The organism is Gemmatimonadaceae bacterium, from assembly GCA_020846935.1.
In the GTDB taxonomy this organism is placed as follows: domain Bacteria; phylum Gemmatimonadota; class Gemmatimonadetes; order Gemmatimonadales; family Gemmatimonadaceae; genus RBC101.
In genome coordinates this window covers 39,853-54,124 of sequence record JADLCY010000015.1, presented here as the reverse complement: position 1 = coordinate 54,124, position 14,272 = coordinate 39,853, and the positions used below count along the sequence as shown (strand labels likewise).

Annotated in this window: 13 protein-coding genes; all 13 read left to right on the top strand. The window is 68.3% G+C overall.

Annotated elements, in window-relative coordinates; genetic code table 11:
• Nucleotides 1-28 precede the first annotated feature (28 nt).
• A complete protein-coding gene (locus tag IT361_18355; GenBank protein MCC6319638.1) occupies nt 29-1,576 on the top strand; it encodes a glycosyltransferase family 39 protein in 1,548 nt (515 codons plus the stop codon).
• The gene (locus IT361_18350; protein ID MCC6319637.1) at nt 1,573-3,015 is read left to right on the top strand and encodes a hypothetical protein; all 1,443 of its coding nucleotides are present in this window, start codon (nt 1,573-1,575) and stop codon (nt 3,013-3,015) included. Before IT361_18355 ends, IT361_18350 begins: the two co-directional genes overlap by 4 nt.
• Nucleotides 3,012-4,628 (top strand): glycosyltransferase family 39 protein, encoded by a 1,617-nt coding sequence (locus IT361_18345; protein MCC6319636.1) that lies wholly within the window; start codon nt 3,012-3,014, stop codon nt 4,626-4,628. The genes IT361_18350 and IT361_18345 overlap by 4 nt, the downstream gene beginning before the upstream one ends.
• A gap of 50 nt (nt 4,629-4,678) precedes the next feature.
• Nucleotides 4,679-5,404, top strand: coding sequence for a glycosyltransferase family 2 protein (locus IT361_18340; protein MCC6319635.1), 726 nt, complete (start codon nt 4,679-4,681; stop codon nt 5,402-5,404).
• Between the two features lie 508 nt (nt 5,405-5,912).
• Entirely contained in the window at nt 5,913-6,323 is a 411-nt protein-coding gene (locus IT361_18335; GenBank protein MCC6319634.1) for a prepilin-type N-terminal cleavage/methylation domain-containing protein, read from the top strand.
• Nucleotides 6,324-6,682: 359 nt separating this feature from the next.
• Nucleotides 6,683-7,033 (top strand): hypothetical protein, encoded by a 351-nt coding sequence (locus IT361_18330; protein MCC6319633.1) that lies wholly within the window; start codon nt 6,683-6,685, stop codon nt 7,031-7,033.
• Nucleotides 7,030-7,962, top strand: coding sequence for a type II secretion system protein (locus tag IT361_18325; GenBank protein MCC6319632.1), 933 nt, complete (start codon nt 7,030-7,032; stop codon nt 7,960-7,962). Before IT361_18330 ends, IT361_18325 begins: the two co-directional genes overlap by 4 nt.
• Nucleotides 7,959-9,089 (top strand): hypothetical protein, encoded by a 1,131-nt coding sequence (locus IT361_18320; protein MCC6319631.1) that lies wholly within the window; start codon nt 7,959-7,961, stop codon nt 9,087-9,089. The genes IT361_18325 and IT361_18320 overlap by 4 nt, the downstream gene beginning before the upstream one ends.
• Nucleotides 9,090-9,291: 202 nt before the next feature.
• Nucleotides 9,292-10,335 (top strand): type IV pilus assembly protein PilM, encoded by a 1,044-nt coding sequence (gene pilM / locus IT361_18315; protein ID MCC6319630.1) that lies wholly within the window; start codon nt 9,292-9,294, stop codon nt 10,333-10,335.
• A 21-nt stretch (nt 10,336-10,356) separates the two neighbouring features.
• A complete protein-coding gene (locus IT361_18310) occupies nt 10,357-11,094 on the top strand; it encodes a PilN domain-containing protein (protein ID MCC6319629.1) in 738 nt (245 codons plus the stop codon).
• Nucleotides 11,095-11,097: 3 nt separating this feature from the next.
• Entirely contained in the window at nt 11,098-11,712 is a 615-nt protein-coding gene (pilO, locus tag IT361_18305; GenBank protein MCC6319628.1) for a type 4a pilus biogenesis protein PilO, read from the top strand.
• Nucleotides 11,712-12,296: a hypothetical protein gene (locus IT361_18300; GenBank protein ID MCC6319627.1), complete on the top strand. Its 585-nt coding sequence runs from the start codon at nt 11,712-11,714 to the stop codon at nt 12,294-12,296. The genes pilO and IT361_18300 overlap by 1 nt, the downstream gene beginning before the upstream one ends.
• Nucleotides 12,293-14,269, top strand: coding sequence for an AMIN domain-containing protein (locus IT361_18295; GenBank protein ID MCC6319626.1), 1,977 nt, complete (start codon nt 12,293-12,295; stop codon nt 14,267-14,269). Before IT361_18300 ends, IT361_18295 begins: the two co-directional genes overlap by 4 nt.
• Nucleotides 14,270-14,272 lie beyond the last annotated feature (3 nt).

Here is a 14,272-nt window from a genome sequence, read left to right as displayed (position 1 = left end):
CGCTGGCGCGGCCGCGCTGGGGGATCACATGGCAGCGTCGGATGAGCGCGCGCGGGTCGATGTCCGCGTCGCGCTCCCGCTCGTGCTGGCCCTCGCGACCGCGGTCAGTGTCGTACTCTCCATCGGCCCGTGGCCGGTCGGCGTGTTCCAGGACGACGGGATCTACGCCATCCTCGCCCGCTCCCTCGCCGAGGGCGAGGGCTACCGATACCTGAACCTTCCGGGCGCGCCGTGGGCCACGCACTACCCACCGGGCTACCCGGTGCTCCTCGCCATCCTGTGGAGGATCGCGCCGCCGTTCCCGGAGAGCGTGGTCGTCTTCAAACTCGCAAACGCGGGCCTGCTCGGCATCGCCACCGTCGGGACATGGGTGCTCACCGGTCGTGCCGGCCTCGGTACCGCGGCGCGTGCCCTTACCACCCTGCTGTTCACCACCTGCGCCCCGCTGGTGCTGCTCGGCGTGATGGTCCTGTCGGAGCCCCTGTTCCTCGCGATGCTGTTTCCGGCGCTGCTGCTCGCCGAGCGCGTGGTGGATCGTGGAACGTGGCGCGACGCCCTTGCTGCAGGCGCGATGGCTGGCGCGGTCGGGCTCGTTCGAACGCTGGGCGCGTGTCTGGTGCCGGGGCTCGTGCTCGTCCTGCTCGTCAGGCGGCGCTGGTCCGCGGCCGCGGGCGCACTCGTTGGTGCCGCGCTGGTGCTCGCGCCCTGGCACATCTGGACCGCAACCCACGCCGGCGGCGTTCCCGTCGTCCTCGCCGGCAAGTACGGCAGCTACGGCGCGTGGTTCGGCGACGCTGCGCGTGCGGAGGGCGCGAGCTGGATGATCGAGGTCGTGCTGGCCAACGCCAGGCAGCTCGTCAGCGAGACGTGGGCGCACACGAGCACCGCGCTCCTTTCGCCCGTTGCGCGCGTCGCTGCTACCCTGGGCGTCGCCATCCTGCTGGTTACCGGTGCGCGGATCGGGATGCGTCGCCTGCCTGTGACGACGGTGTTCACCTTCGGCTACCTCGTGGTGGTGCTTGCGTGGCCGTTCGCGCCCGCGCGCTTCCTCTGGGGCATCTGGCCCGTGATCGGCGTGCTCCTCGGACTGGGAGCGCATGCCATTGGCGGCGCGGCGTCGAGATCCATCCGCGTTCCGGCTAGCGTCCTCGTCGTCGCGCTCGTCGTCGGATACACGCGATTCAACCTGCAGGCGCTGCAGGCCGGCTGGTGGTCACAGGTACAGGCAAACGTCGCGCAGCGCGCGAGGCCGCTCGCGGAGTGGGTGCGCGCGAACACGCGCCCCGGCGACGTGCTCGCGACTGACGACGACGCGCTCATGTACCTCTACACCGGGCGACGCACGGTACCGATCAGCGCGTTCACGGCGCAGGAGCACCTCACGCCACAGTCGGCCGCCGTTGCCACGCAGCGACTGCGAGAGATCCTCGCCGCGTACAAGGTCGACCACGTCATCGCGACGACGGCGTACGGAAAGACCGCCGCGCGGGCGCTCGCCAGTGCTCCGGCGCCCGCGCTGGTAGCGGTGGCCGCGGTGCAGGGCGGGGATGTGTATGTCACCGCGCCAGCGCGATGAGCGCCGCGCTCCCGGCCAGTCCCTTCGCTGCCCGTTCCGCGTCGCTGGCCGTCGCGCTCGTGGCCACGATGGCCTACGCCAACGCGTGGCGCAACGGCTTCGTCCTCGATGATCCGGGCATCATCCTCCACAACCCGCTGGTGCAGGATCCGGCGACCGCGTGGCGCGCGTTCGTCCAGCCCTACTGGCCGTCGGCCGTGGGGGGAGGGCAGTATCGCCCGTTAGGCATCGTCTCGTTTGCGCTCGACCATGCGATCGCGGGCAATCGTGCGGCGTGGTTCCATGTCGTGAACGTTGCGTGGCACGCCGCCGTGGTCGTGCTTGTCCACCGCCTGGCTCTGACGTGCATGGCGCCAGCATTCGCCGTGCTCGCGGCGGTGATCTTCGCCGTGCATCCCGTCCACGTGGAGGCTGTGGCCAACGTCGTTGGCCGGCTCGAGCTGATGGCTGCCGCATTCGGGGTGGGCGCCGTGCTTGCACATCGCCGGGCTTCCCTTGCGGCGGTTCCACTGTTCGCCGCGGCGCTCGCCTCCAAGGAGAGCGCGATCATGGTCCCGTTCCTCGCGCTGCTCGTCGATCGGCTGGGAACACCGGACTGGCGGCGCGCGCTTCGCGAACGCGCTCGACTGTACGGAGCGTACGCTGCCGTTGCTGCGGCCTGGGTGCTCCTCATGCGCTACGCACTCGCCGGCACACCATGGCACGTCACGTCCGCGGTCTTCCTCGATCACGATGCGTCGACGCGGCTCCTGACCGTACTGAGTATCGTTCCGCACTATGTGCGCCTGCTGGTCGTGCCGACCCGACTTTCCTCGGACTATGAGCCGGACGTGATCGTGACCGCGTCTTCGATCACGCCAGCCGTGCTGCTGGGCGCAGGCGTCGTCGTCGCGTTCCTCGTGTGTCTCGCACTCACATGGCGGCGCTGGCCCGCGCTCGCGCTGGGGCTCGCGTGGATTGTGGTCGCGCTCGCACCCGCGTCCAACGTGCTGTTCCCCACCGGCGTGGCGCTCGCCGAGCGAACGTTGTACTTGCCGAGTGTTGGACTGGCGCTGGTCGTCGGTGTGATGGCGGAGAAGGTGCCGCCGGCGCGACAGCGCCCGACGGTCGCACTGCTGTGCGCTGTCCTGATCGGATTGGCGTCGATCACATGGCAGCGCACGCCGACGTGGCGCGATGCCCGCACCCACGCCATTGCGCTCGTTACCCAGCACCCGGAGTCCTACCGCGGCCACTGGGTCGCGGCGCGCGCCATGCGCGCGGCGAACGACGTCAGCGCCGCGGACCGCGAGTTCACCATCGCCCGGCGGATCTACGACCGGGATGCCACGCTGCTTCGCGAGGCGGGTGCGCTGGCGCTCGAGCTCGGCCGACACGATGAGGGTCAGCGCCTGATCGAGTCGGCAACCGCGATCGAGCAGGAGCGAAAGTCGCGATGACGCCGTCTGACGTCGGGTCGACCGCAGCAGAAACACGCCGCATGTGGAGCGCGCGCCTGGCGCGCGTCCCTTTGCCATCAGAGAAACTGACGATGGTGCTGCTCGCCGTCCTGGTACTCGGCGTCGCGATCCTCACCGTCACTCCGTGGCCAGTCGGCGCGTTCCAGGACGATGCGATGTACACCGTACTCGCCAAGTCTCTTGCGGAGGGGAAGGGCTACCGCTTCCTCAATCTGCCAGGAGAGCCTAACGCAACCCACTTTCCGCCCGGCTACCCGCTGCTCCTGGCCGGTCTCTGGAAGCTCTGGCCATCGTTCCCCGACAACATCGTTCTCTTCAAGTTTGTCAACGCGGGCCTGCTCGCGGCCGCGGCGCTCGGCGCCTTTCGGTATGCGCGGCAACGGTTCGCGGCACCGGTCACGGTGGCCGCCGCCGTCGCCATCATCGGTACGCTCTCCATCGTGGTCCTGCTCGTCACCGGCGTCGTGATGTCGGAGCCCATGTTCCTTGCTCTGCTGTTCCCCACGCTGCTCCGGGCTGAACGCGCGGCAGAGACCGGACGTGCGAGGGACGCCGCGGTCGCCGGCGCACTGCTGGGCGCGCTCGCCCTCGTTCGCACCATCGGGGTGTTCGCGGTCCCTGCCGCCGGGCTGGTCATGCTGTGGCGCCGACGCTGGGCGGGCGCCCTGACCCTGGGCGCCGTGGCCCTTGCCGTTCTGACGCCCTGGCAGCTCTGGGTCGGGGCGCACCAGCACGAGGTCGCTCCCGTCCTGGTCGGCAAGTTCGGGTCGTACGGGGGCTGGCTTGTCGAGGGCTACCGCCTTGGCGGCGCGGAGTTTGCGCTCGCTGTCCTGCGCCGGAACGCCACCGAGCTCGAGGCCATGCTGAGCTACTACTTCCTCCCGGTGGTGGCGCGGTGGCCGCGCGCGGTGGTCATGGCGATCGTCCTGTCGTTCGCGCTCCTGGGAATGAAACGATTCCTGCGCGTTGCCCCGGTATCCCTGCTGTTTCTGGTCTTCTATACGTTGGTCATCATGGCCTGGCCCTTCGAACCTGCCCGATTCGTGCTTGCCGTGTGGCCACTTTGGCCGCTCCTCGTGGGCAGCGGCGTGCTCGCCGTCTGGCACTCAGCGGCGAGGTTACCCGCAGGCCCCGTTTCCACAGGTGCTATCGTGGCACTCGCCTTGGCCGTGGCGGCCTTTGTGGGCGGGTCAGGCTGGTACAATGCGATGGGCTACTCCCGAAAATGGTGGGTCTCTGTCCAGCGGGATGCCGGCAAACGCGCTCGGCCCATCGTCGAGTGGGCGGCTCGGTATACAGACTCCACCGACGTCCTCTCCACCGAAGACGACCTCATCGTCTACCTGTACGCCCACCGAAAGGCCGTTCCAACATCCACGTTCCGGCCCGCTCAGCGGCTCGCGCCCCTCACCGACGCTCAAGATGCAACGGTGGCGCGGGAGATCTTCGCCGCGTACCGTCCTGCCTGGTTCATCGTCGGATCACAGCAAGGAGTCCGAACCGCGTCGACCCTCGCCTCGGGGCCGGATTCCATGCTCACCTTCGTCGGTCGCACCCCCGACGTCCTGATCTACCAACGCACGACACCATGACCATGTCCCCTGCGCCCACCCTGGGCTTCACGGAAGGCAGCACGCCGCGCATGCGCGGCCGCACGCCGATTGCCGCCGATGAACTCGTGCTGTCGGTGCTCATTCCCGTCTACAACGAGAAGAACACCATCCGGCTGATCCTTGACCAGGTGCACGCGGTGCCGGTGCGCAAGCAGGTCATCTGCGTCAACGACTGCTCGACCGATGGCACCACACAGATCCTCGACCAGCTGCGCGACGAGGGCCTGATCGACGTCCTCATCCACCAGCCCGTCAACCGCGGCAAGGGGTTCGCCATCCGCACGGCGCTGCAGGCAAGCACGGGCAACGTGGTCATCGTCCAGGACGCGGATCTCGAGTACGACCCGGCAGACTGGCCGCAACTGCTCGAGCCGATCATCGATGGCAAGGCGGACGCGGTCTTCGGCTCGCGCTTCCTCAGCGGGCCGCACCGTGTGCTGTACTACTGGCATTCGGTCGGCAACATGCTGCTCACGCTCACGAGCAACATGTTCACGAACCTGAACCTCACCGACATGGAGACCTGCTACAAGGCGATCCGCGGCGAGGTGGCGCGCTCCCTGACGTTGACGTCGGATCGCTTCGGGTTCGAACCCGAGGTCACGGCGCGCTTGTCGGCCGCGCGCGTCCGCATCTATGAGGTGCCGATCTCGTATTCGGGACGCACTTACGCCGAAGGCAAGAAGATCAACTGGAAGGATGGCGTGGCCGCCTTCTGGCACATCGTGCGCTTCAACCTGTTCCCGCCCAGGTAGGGCGCGAGAGCGAGTGCGTCGGCGGGACGTCGCGCCACTCGCAGAGATCGGTCATTTCGCTCGAAGTCGCACCATGCGCGTGGTGTCTTCTGCCCACGTGTCCTTTGGGCACCTCGTCGAGCGTGCCTTCGATCGCTCGTCGCGATCGGCGACTCGGTGCGCCGCATCACAAAGCGGAAAAGCAGCCCGCACAGCGAGTTACCTCGATTCCGCGCCGAGCGTCCTGAGGGTGCCTGAGACAGGTCGGCGGGTTCGATCGGGCACGTGAGGCATGAGGGTGGTGAGGGGAGCCACGACGGGGTTGGGCGTGTGGCAGACTGCAAGACAGCGCGCAAATCGGCACCTCGCTCGCGGTCTGCTGGCAGTCCAACGAAACGTCCAAGCTGTTGCGGCACAATCGGTTCAACAGGTCAGACGGCTTCTGGTCCACCGATTGCCTAACTACCCGATCGAGCAAGGCACCTGCAAGGCGCACCACTCACCAACTCAACCGGCACCCGGAGACACCATGCGCAACACGACTCGGAAGGGCTTCACCCTGATCGAACTCCTCATCGTCGTCGTCATCATCGGCATCCTGGCCGCGATCGCGATCCCGAAGTTCGCGAACACCAAGGAGAAGGCCTACCTCGCCTCGATGAAGTCGGACCTTCGCAACATGGCGACCACGCAGGAGTCGTACTTCGCCGACAACCAGGTCTACACCAGCGGAACGGCGAGCAACACCTCGGGCGGTACCGCTTCGCTCAACGGCTTCGTTCCGTCGGCTGGCGTGACGGTGGCCGCAAGCGCCACGGGCGGCACGGGCTGGACGGCCAGCACGACGCACACGGCCACCACCAAGACTTGCGCGATCTTCGTCGGCCCGACGGTGCTTGCGCCGGCGACCGTGGAAGCCGAGCCCAAGTGCACGCCGTAACAACGGCGCACGTGATGTAACGCTGGGGTGATCTCCAGCGGTGCCCAGAGGGCGGTGATCCGGACGGATCGCCGCCCTTTGGCGTTTGGCGACACCATGGACCGCACCGTCCACTTGAAGGGGACTTCCGGGCTTGCATCGACAGAGCGCGAGCAAGCATCAGCGCCGCGCGTCCGCAGCGTGGCGTCATACCAAACTCACCCAGTTGCGTGATTGGGCGGGAGGTGGCGCGGCCTTTCGTCAGCTTTGCCCGTGAAGATGCCGGCTCCCCGAGCGGGCTGACGCCCACGGCGACGAATCGGTTCAGGTCGGGACAGGATGATGACGCGCGCAGCGGGCGCCATGCCTAACGTTGCCCCATGCGACCCGCAACCCGCCCGCGCCACGCCGGCCTCACCACCATCGAAGTCCTCGTCGCGGTCACCCTCCTCGTCTCCGCGATCTCCGCCACGCTCGCGGTCCAGGCCAAAGCCACCGCGCTCGCCTCCCGCGTCCAATGGCGCCGCCTCCTCGCCATCGCCGCTACCTCCACACTCGACTCGCTCCGCACCGTTCCGTGCGCGACCCTTGCGTCCGGTAGCGCGGTCACCCCGTCCGGTACCCTCGCCTGGCGCGTTGCCCCAACAACCACCGTCGCCACCATCACGCTCAGCGCCGTCCCCACCGGCGGCATCCCGTGGCGCATCGAGTCCGTCCGGCCATGCCCATGACCAGGCCCGGATCGCTCCTTCGCGCCGTCCCGCGCAGCCCGCGCCACCGTCACCGCGCGCGCCGCGGCACCTCCCTCGCAGAACTGCTCGTCGCGCTCTCGGTCTTCGGTGCGGTCGCCACCGCGTGCCTCCGCGCACTCGCGTCCAGCACGCGCTGGTATGAGCGCACCACCCTCGTGGCCGAACAGCACGCCCAGGTCGACGCCGCGCTACGCATCCTCACCGCGCTACCCTCGGCGGCCTCCCCCGCAGACGGCGATCTCCTCACGCTCGGCGATTCCGCGCTCACATGGTCCGCCACCGTCGCAGCAGCCGTCGCCTGCCGCGAAACGTCCGGCGCCCTCATGCTCCCCCGCGCTCCCCTCATCAGCGGGGTCGACCTCGCTGGCTACACCAGCGCCCCACAGGTCGGCGACGTCCTCGTCCTGCTCGATGACGCTGCCAGCCGCACCTCAGCGGACGATCGCTGGAACCGGCACGCCATCGTTGGTGTCGGCACCAGCTCCGGCGGCTGCGTCGGAGGGCAACTCGCCGACGCCGTGCGCGATGCGGCCACGCCCGCCTGGAGACTCGATCTCGTGCCGCCCGCAACCGCCGCCGCCATTGGGGCGCCTGTACGCATCCTGCGCCCGCGCCGGTTCCTCCTCTACCTCTCCACTCCTGACTGGATGCTCGGCGTCACCGAGTTCAACGCCCCGGCAGGGTGGGCCACCGTCCAACCCGCCGCCGGTCCGCTCGCTCCACCGCGCGCCGCAGGACTCAAGTTGCGCTGGCTCGACTCGCTCTTCCGCGCTGACTCCACCCGCGTGGCCGCCATCGGCATCGACATCCAGGCACCAACTCGCCGCAACCTGCGACCACTCCCGGGAGGCCGGCCGTCGGTCACCGAATCCCTGAGTGTCATCCTCGCGCTGCGCAATCGCCCATGACCACCGCATCGCGTGCCCGCCGCCCGAGCACGAAACGCGGCGTGGCCCTCATCACTGTACTTGGCGTCCTCCTCCTGCTTCTCGTGCTCAGCACCGGAGCTGTGCATATCGCCCTTGGCGACGCGCGCCGAGGCGTTGAGAACCGCGGCATCACCATCGCCGGGGCCGCGGCAGACGCCGGGGCATGGTCGATCCTGAGAGACTGGGCCGGCTTCGACTTCGACAGTATGGCCGTGGGAGACACCATCCCCACGAGACAGCTCGCGGCCGGCGATGGATGGGCCATCGTCCGCGGCCGGCGCATCTCGCCGATCGCCTGGTGGATCACCGCCCTGGGTGTCGTCCCCGACTCGTCGAGCCCCGGCCATGCCCAACGCCGGGTTAGCCTCGTGTACCGGCAACAGCTCGTGGACTGGGTCGATCGCGCTGCCGCGCTCTCGGCGCGCGAGTCCGTCACCGTGGCCGGTACCGGACGCGTGATCGGCACCGATACGCTCACAGGCTCCTGGAGTGTCGGGTGTGCAGACACAGGCACGGTCGCGGGTATCGCCGTCCCTGACACCAGCACCGTACGCGCCGGGACCGTGGTCGGCATCCCACCCCTCGACCCCGATCCCCGGGCCGGCCTCGCTGGCACCTACACCGGGAACGCGTGGGCATCGCTCCTGGCGCGCGCGACCGTGACGCTCGCGCCGGGCGCTGTCGTGGCCCCCGCGCCCACCCTGCGCGTCGGCGTATGCGATACGAGTGACTCCACAAACTGGGGAGAGCCGCGTGGCGCCGGGGCCTGTGCGCGGCACGCCCCGGTGGTGCATGCCACGGGCGACCTCGAACTGCGCGGAGGCCGAGGGCAGGGCGTGCTGCTCGTGGAGGGCGATCTCACGATCTCGGGCGGCGCCGAGTTCCACGGCGTGATCGTGACCCGGGACGACCTGAGGAGCGGGCGGGGGGGAGGCAGGGTGTATGGCGCCGTGCTGGCCGGCGACGCACGCCCGGGTGCGGGCGATGGCACGGAGATCCTCGATGGCGTCACGCTGCGCTGGTCGCGCTGCGCGGCTCTAGGCGCGCTGAGACGCTGGGCGCCCCTGGTTCCGGTGCGACGGCGCGCCTGGGCGCCGCTCCACTAGCCCCGCCCGCGGCGAGTCACCCTCAACTGGTGATTTGACGCACGCCTCCGGGATTTCGCAACGCCAGCCGCAATCTGCTGTTACGCCGACGGTGGGGCGGTCGTGTGAATGGCAGCGCAGCCGGGCGGATAGGCCCCACGCGCGCGCAGCACGTCCGGCTCGACTCCATCGCACGCACAGCTTCCGTTCACCCCACAACGTTATGGCGCTCTTCGGTCGCAAGAAGTCCACGATCGGGCTCGACATCGGCTCGGGCCTCATCAAGATCGCCGTGATCGACCACGGTCGAGGTGAACCGGAACTCGCGAAGGTCGTCATCGCGCCGCTGCTCGCCGATGCGATCGTCGAGGGCGAAGTCATGGACCCCGGCATCGTCACCGATGCGATCCGCAGCGCCATGGAACAGGCAGGTCTCAAGGCGCGCGATGTTGTCACCGCGGTCGGTGGCCGCGACGTCATCATCAAGAAGATCCAGATCGAGCGCGTGAAGGAACAGCAGGCGCGCGAACTGATGCGCTGGGAAGCCGAACAGCACGTGCCGTTCGACATGGAGTCGGTGGAGCTCGACTTCCAGATCCTCGATCCCGAAGCCGACGGCATGGAGATGAGCGTGCTGCTCGTTGCCGCCAAGCGCGACCTGATCGAGAACAAGATGCGCCTCCTCACCGACGCCGGCCTCACGCCCGCCGTCGTCGACGTCGACGCCTTCGCCCTGCATAACGCCTTCGAGGTCAATCACCCCGATGCCATGAACGGCGTCGTCGGGCTGATCAACATCGGGCACGAAGTCACCAACATCAACATCATGGATGACGGCGTGCCGATCCTCACCCGTGACCTCACGGTGGGGACGCGCCGCTTCCGCGAAGATCTGCAGCGCGAGCGCGGCCTGAGTCCCGACGAGGCCGATGGCCTCCTCCAGGGCTACGATCGCTCGCCGCACCTCGACGCAGTCATCGAGAATCGCGGCGAGGAGATCGCTGTTGGTGTCGAGCGCGCCGCCGCGTTCCTCGCCTCGTCGTCGCGCAACGCCTCGCAGATGCGCGCCGTGTACCTGTGCGGCGGCGGCGCCCGCGTCCCCGGTCTCACGCAGGCGCTCAGCCAGCGGCTGCGACTCCCGGTCGAACTCGCGAACCCGCTCGCCAACCTCCGCATTCGCGAAGGCGCCCTCGACAACCTCGTCACCGACGAAGTCGCGCCGCTCCTCATGCTTCCCATTGGCCTCGCCCTGCGCAAGGCGGCGTAACCCCACGAGCGAATCATTCCGATGATCCAGATCAACCTCCTGCCAGGCGCCGCCAGGAAGAGCAAGTCCCACGGCGGCTTCTCGCTCAAGGGCTTCGCCACCGGTGCCGCCTCGCGCACCCGGGATCCGTACCTGCTCTCCGCCATCGTCGCCGTGCTGCTCGCGGTCGGCGGCGTCGGCACCATGCACCTCTCGCAGTCGTCCAACGCCATGGACCTCGGCCTTCGCGAGACCGCGGCACTCCGGGACTCCACGCGATACGCGATGGTGCTCAAGGAACGCCGCCGCGCCGAAGCCAAGCGCGACTCGGTCATGAAGCAGCTGACCATCATCCGCTCGATCGACAACGATCGCTACGTGTGGCCGCACATCCTCGACGAGGTGTCACGCTCGCTGCCGCCCTACACGTGGCTCAAGTCCATCCAGCAGACCTCCGCGGTCGCCGTGCCGGCAGCCCTGCTCGAAGACCAGAAGAAGAAGGAGAAGGCCGACACCACCGCCAGGCCTGGCAAGAAGGACGAGGCGCCGGTCGGCCCGCTCCGCTTCCGGCTCATCGGCAACACCGTCGACATCCAGGCGCTCACTCGCTTCATGAAGCTCCTCGAAACGTCGCCGTTCCTGCAGAACGTCCAGCTCGCGAAGTCCGAGCTCGTCATTCTCGATGGCAAGGAAGTCACGGAGTTCCAGCTCGACGCCGAGTTCGAACGCCCCGACAAGTCCGTCATCACCACCGCCCCCGTTTCGCTCTCGGTGAGGTAACCCATGGCTTTCCCGCCAAAGACACAGCGTGAACAGGCGATGGTCCTGGTCTGCGTCGTCGCCGCGATGCTCGCCTCCTCGTACTGGAACTTCGTCTACAAGCCCAAGTCCGAGGAACTGACCGAACTGCGCTCGCGTGTGGATACGCTCGAAAAGCGCAACAACGTCGCACGCTCCGAGGCCGCCGAAGGCAAGGGCGAGCAGCTCCGCGCCGAGGCCGATCAGTTCGGCCGCGACCTGGAAGTCATGCGGCAGCTCGTGCCCACCGGCAACGAGGTGCCCGCGCTCCTCGAGCAGGTGTCGACCGCCGCGCGTCGTGCGGGCCTGGACATCTCTGCCGTCACCCCGGCCCCCGTGGTCGAGGGCGAGCAGTTCGACACCTACCGCTACCAGATCGCCGTCACCGGCGGCTACCACGCCGTCGCCGAGTTCCTCGCGAACGTCGGCTCGCTGACGCGCATCATGGCGCCGGTGAACGTGTCGCTCGCGGTGGCCGGTAACACCAACCTCGATGCGGTCGCCCGGCGCCCCGTCGGCTCCTCGGCCCTCGACACGAAGTTCGAGATCCAGACCTATGTCGCCAGGACGGCGACAGTGACGCGTGGAGGGAAGTCCTGATGCGTATCCCGGTGCTCCTCGGGGCCGTCGTCTTTGCCGCGAACGCGGTACAGGCGCAGTCGATCCCGTCCATCTCGCGGACCAAGGCGGCGGCCACCAACGCCGTCGCCGCGTCAAACGCGCAGACACGCGCAAACTCGACGCTGCCGACTGACTCCGCGGTCGCCGCGCCGGCCGCCACGCCCGCCGCGGCACGTCGCGTCGCCACCGATTCCGCAGCCGGCACCGCCTCGGTGGTCTCCGCTGGCAGCAGCTTCGAACGCGAAACGTTCCTGTACGATCGCGGCGGACGCCGCGATCCGTTCGTCTCGCTCATGAGCACGAGCGAGCTCCGACCCCTCATCTCGGACCTGCGGCTCGTCGCCGTGGCGTACGACGCGGGCGGTCGCAACTCCGTCGCGGTCCTCCACGACGTCTCGACCAAGGAGAAGGAGCAGTACCGCATCCGCGTCGGGCAGTCGCTCGGTCGCATGCGGGTCTCCGCCATCTCGCCGCGGTCGGTGGTGTTCACGATTGAAGAGTTCGGGTACAGCCGCCAGGAAACGCTGGCGCTGGGTGATTCCAACAAAGAGAGGAAGCAATGAGGCGAGTCTGTTCGCTGGTCGCCATCACGACCGTCGCGCTGTTCGGCAGCTCTCGTGAGGCGCATGCCGGCCGTCCGGCGGTCGCGATCGAGGCCGCCAGCTCCATTACCGCGCTCTCGATCGTCCCGGGTACCGGACGCGCCGACGTGATCGTCTCGGTGTCCGGTCCGGTCGAGGTGCAGGACTTCACCGTCCCGTCGCCGCACCGCATCGTGCTCGACATCAGCGGCGCTCGGCTCGCGCCGTTTGCCCGCGCGTACGATCGCATCGCCCGCGCCGGGATCAGCAACGTCCGGCTCGCCCAGTACCGCAGCGACGTCGTGCGCATCGTCCTCGACCTGGACCGCGAGCGCGACTACGCGGTGACCCGCGAAGGCAACACGGTCCGCATCTCGCTCACCGCAGAAGAGCGGTTCGCCGCTTGGCACTCCTCCGGCCAGATGCTCGCCGAGGCGGTCGCCGAAGTTGCGGCCGAACGTCCCGCGGCGACCCCGAAGTCAGACACCACGGTCGTCGAGAAGGCCGGTGAGGTCGTGACCTCGCCGCCGGCCCGCGACATCGAGGAGGCCGCGACGCAGAACGTGCGCCCCGAGCCCCGGATCGACGCTGCGGCGCCGCAGGCACAGCAGCCGCGCATCACGGTAACCTACGCCGGTGCTGACATCCGCGACGTGCTCGCGGCGTTCGCCACCTTCTCACAGCGCACCATCGTCGTCGGCAAGGACGTCTCGGGCACCATCACCGCCGAGATCAAGGACCAGCCCTGGGACGTCGCCCTCAAGGCACTCCTCGAGGCACAGGGCCTTGCCGCCATCGAAGAAGCGTCAGGCATCATCACGGTCGACAGCTACAAGAACATCCTCGAGAAGCAGGCCAGTGAGCCGGTCGCCACGCAGATGGTGAACATCAACTACGTGTCGGCCACGTCGCTGCAGCCCACGGTGCAGGGGCTTCTCTACAAGGACTGTGCGCCTGGCACGAGTCAGGGCACCGGTGGCGCGCAGGGTGGCGGTGGTGTCGGCGGCGTACCGGCCGGTTGCATCGTCCGCGGAACCGTCGCGGCAGACAGCGCCACCAACTCGCTGATCATCACCGAAGTCGCTTCGCGGCTGCCGAACCTGCTCTCGTACGTCCGCGGGCTCGACGTGCGCACGCCGCAGGTGGCCCTCAAGGCCAAGATCATCTCGGTCCAGCGCACCTCGATCGAACAGCTCGGCCTGAGCTATGACATCGGCTCGGCGAACACGTTCCTCAATACGCTGCTCCCGCGCATCCCCGAAGGCGCCACAACGCCCGGTCAGTTCGAATCGCGGGTGGAACTCGGCGGCGACGCGATCGCCGGCGTCGCCAACGCGACGAGAAAGTACAAGTCCGGGAGCGCGCTCAACCTCATCTTCTCCACCGCACTCGGGAAGTACTCGCTCACGTCGTTCCTCGACGCACTCCGCGAGTCGCAGCTCTCCGACGTCCAGGCCGAGCCGAGTGTCGTGACGCTCGACAACCGCGAAGCGCGCCTCACGGTCGGCCAGGAAACCCCGGTCCGCGTAATCGACGCCGGCTCCCTGGGTCAGATCGGTACGCCCGCCCGTGCCAACGTCCAGTTCCGCGAAACGGGCATCATCCTCAAGGTCACGCCGCACATCACGAGCAACCGCCAGATCCGCATGAAGATGGAAGCGGAGCAGTCGGAACTGCGCATCGTTGGCGGCGACCTCGGCTTCATCATTGACAAGCGCAACGCCCAGACGCAGCTGCTCGTGAACGACGGCGAGACCGCGGTGATCGCCGGCCTGGTCCAGACTCAGGTCGTGAAGAACCGCGCCGGCATCCCCTTCCTGTCCGACCTGCCCCTCATCGGGCGCTTCTTCTCGCAGTCCGACTCGCGCGAGGAAAAGAAGGACCTGCTGATCATGATCACACCGACGATCATCAACGATGGTGACCCGGTGCGGCCGCCGAGCGGCAGCAAGTAACCC

Bases quoted from the DNA above. Each gene is read 5' to 3' on its own strand.
- IT361_18355 (MCC6319638.1), top strand. From the start codon at position 29: ATGGCAGCGTCGGATGAGCGCGCGCGGGTCGATGTCCGCGTCGCGCTC.
- IT361_18350 (MCC6319637.1), top strand. From the start codon at position 1,573: ATGAGCGCCGCGCTCCCGGCCAGTCCCTTCGCTGCCCGTTCCGCGTCG.
- IT361_18345 (MCC6319636.1), top strand. From the start codon at position 3,012: ATGACGCCGTCTGACGTCGGGTCGACCGCAGCAGAAACACGCCGCATG.
- IT361_18340 (MCC6319635.1), top strand. From the start codon at position 4,679: ATGCGCGGCCGCACGCCGATTGCCGCCGATGAACTCGTGCTGTCGGTG.
- IT361_18335 (MCC6319634.1), top strand. From the start codon at position 5,913: ATGCGCAACACGACTCGGAAGGGCTTCACCCTGATCGAACTCCTCATC.
- IT361_18330 (MCC6319633.1), top strand. From the start codon at position 6,683: ATGCGACCCGCAACCCGCCCGCGCCACGCCGGCCTCACCACCATCGAA.
- IT361_18325 (MCC6319632.1), top strand. From the start codon at position 7,030: ATGACCAGGCCCGGATCGCTCCTTCGCGCCGTCCCGCGCAGCCCGCGC.
- IT361_18320 (MCC6319631.1), top strand. From the start codon at position 7,959: ATGACCACCGCATCGCGTGCCCGCCGCCCGAGCACGAAACGCGGCGTG.
- pilM (MCC6319630.1), top strand. From the start codon at position 9,292: ATGGCGCTCTTCGGTCGCAAGAAGTCCACGATCGGGCTCGACATCGGC.
- IT361_18310 (MCC6319629.1), top strand. From the start codon at position 10,357: ATGATCCAGATCAACCTCCTGCCAGGCGCCGCCAGGAAGAGCAAGTCC.
- pilO (MCC6319628.1), top strand. From the start codon at position 11,098: ATGGCTTTCCCGCCAAAGACACAGCGTGAACAGGCGATGGTCCTGGTC.
- IT361_18300 (MCC6319627.1), top strand. From the start codon at position 11,712: ATGCGTATCCCGGTGCTCCTCGGGGCCGTCGTCTTTGCCGCGAACGCG.
- IT361_18295 (MCC6319626.1), top strand. From the start codon at position 12,293: ATGAGGCGAGTCTGTTCGCTGGTCGCCATCACGACCGTCGCGCTGTTC.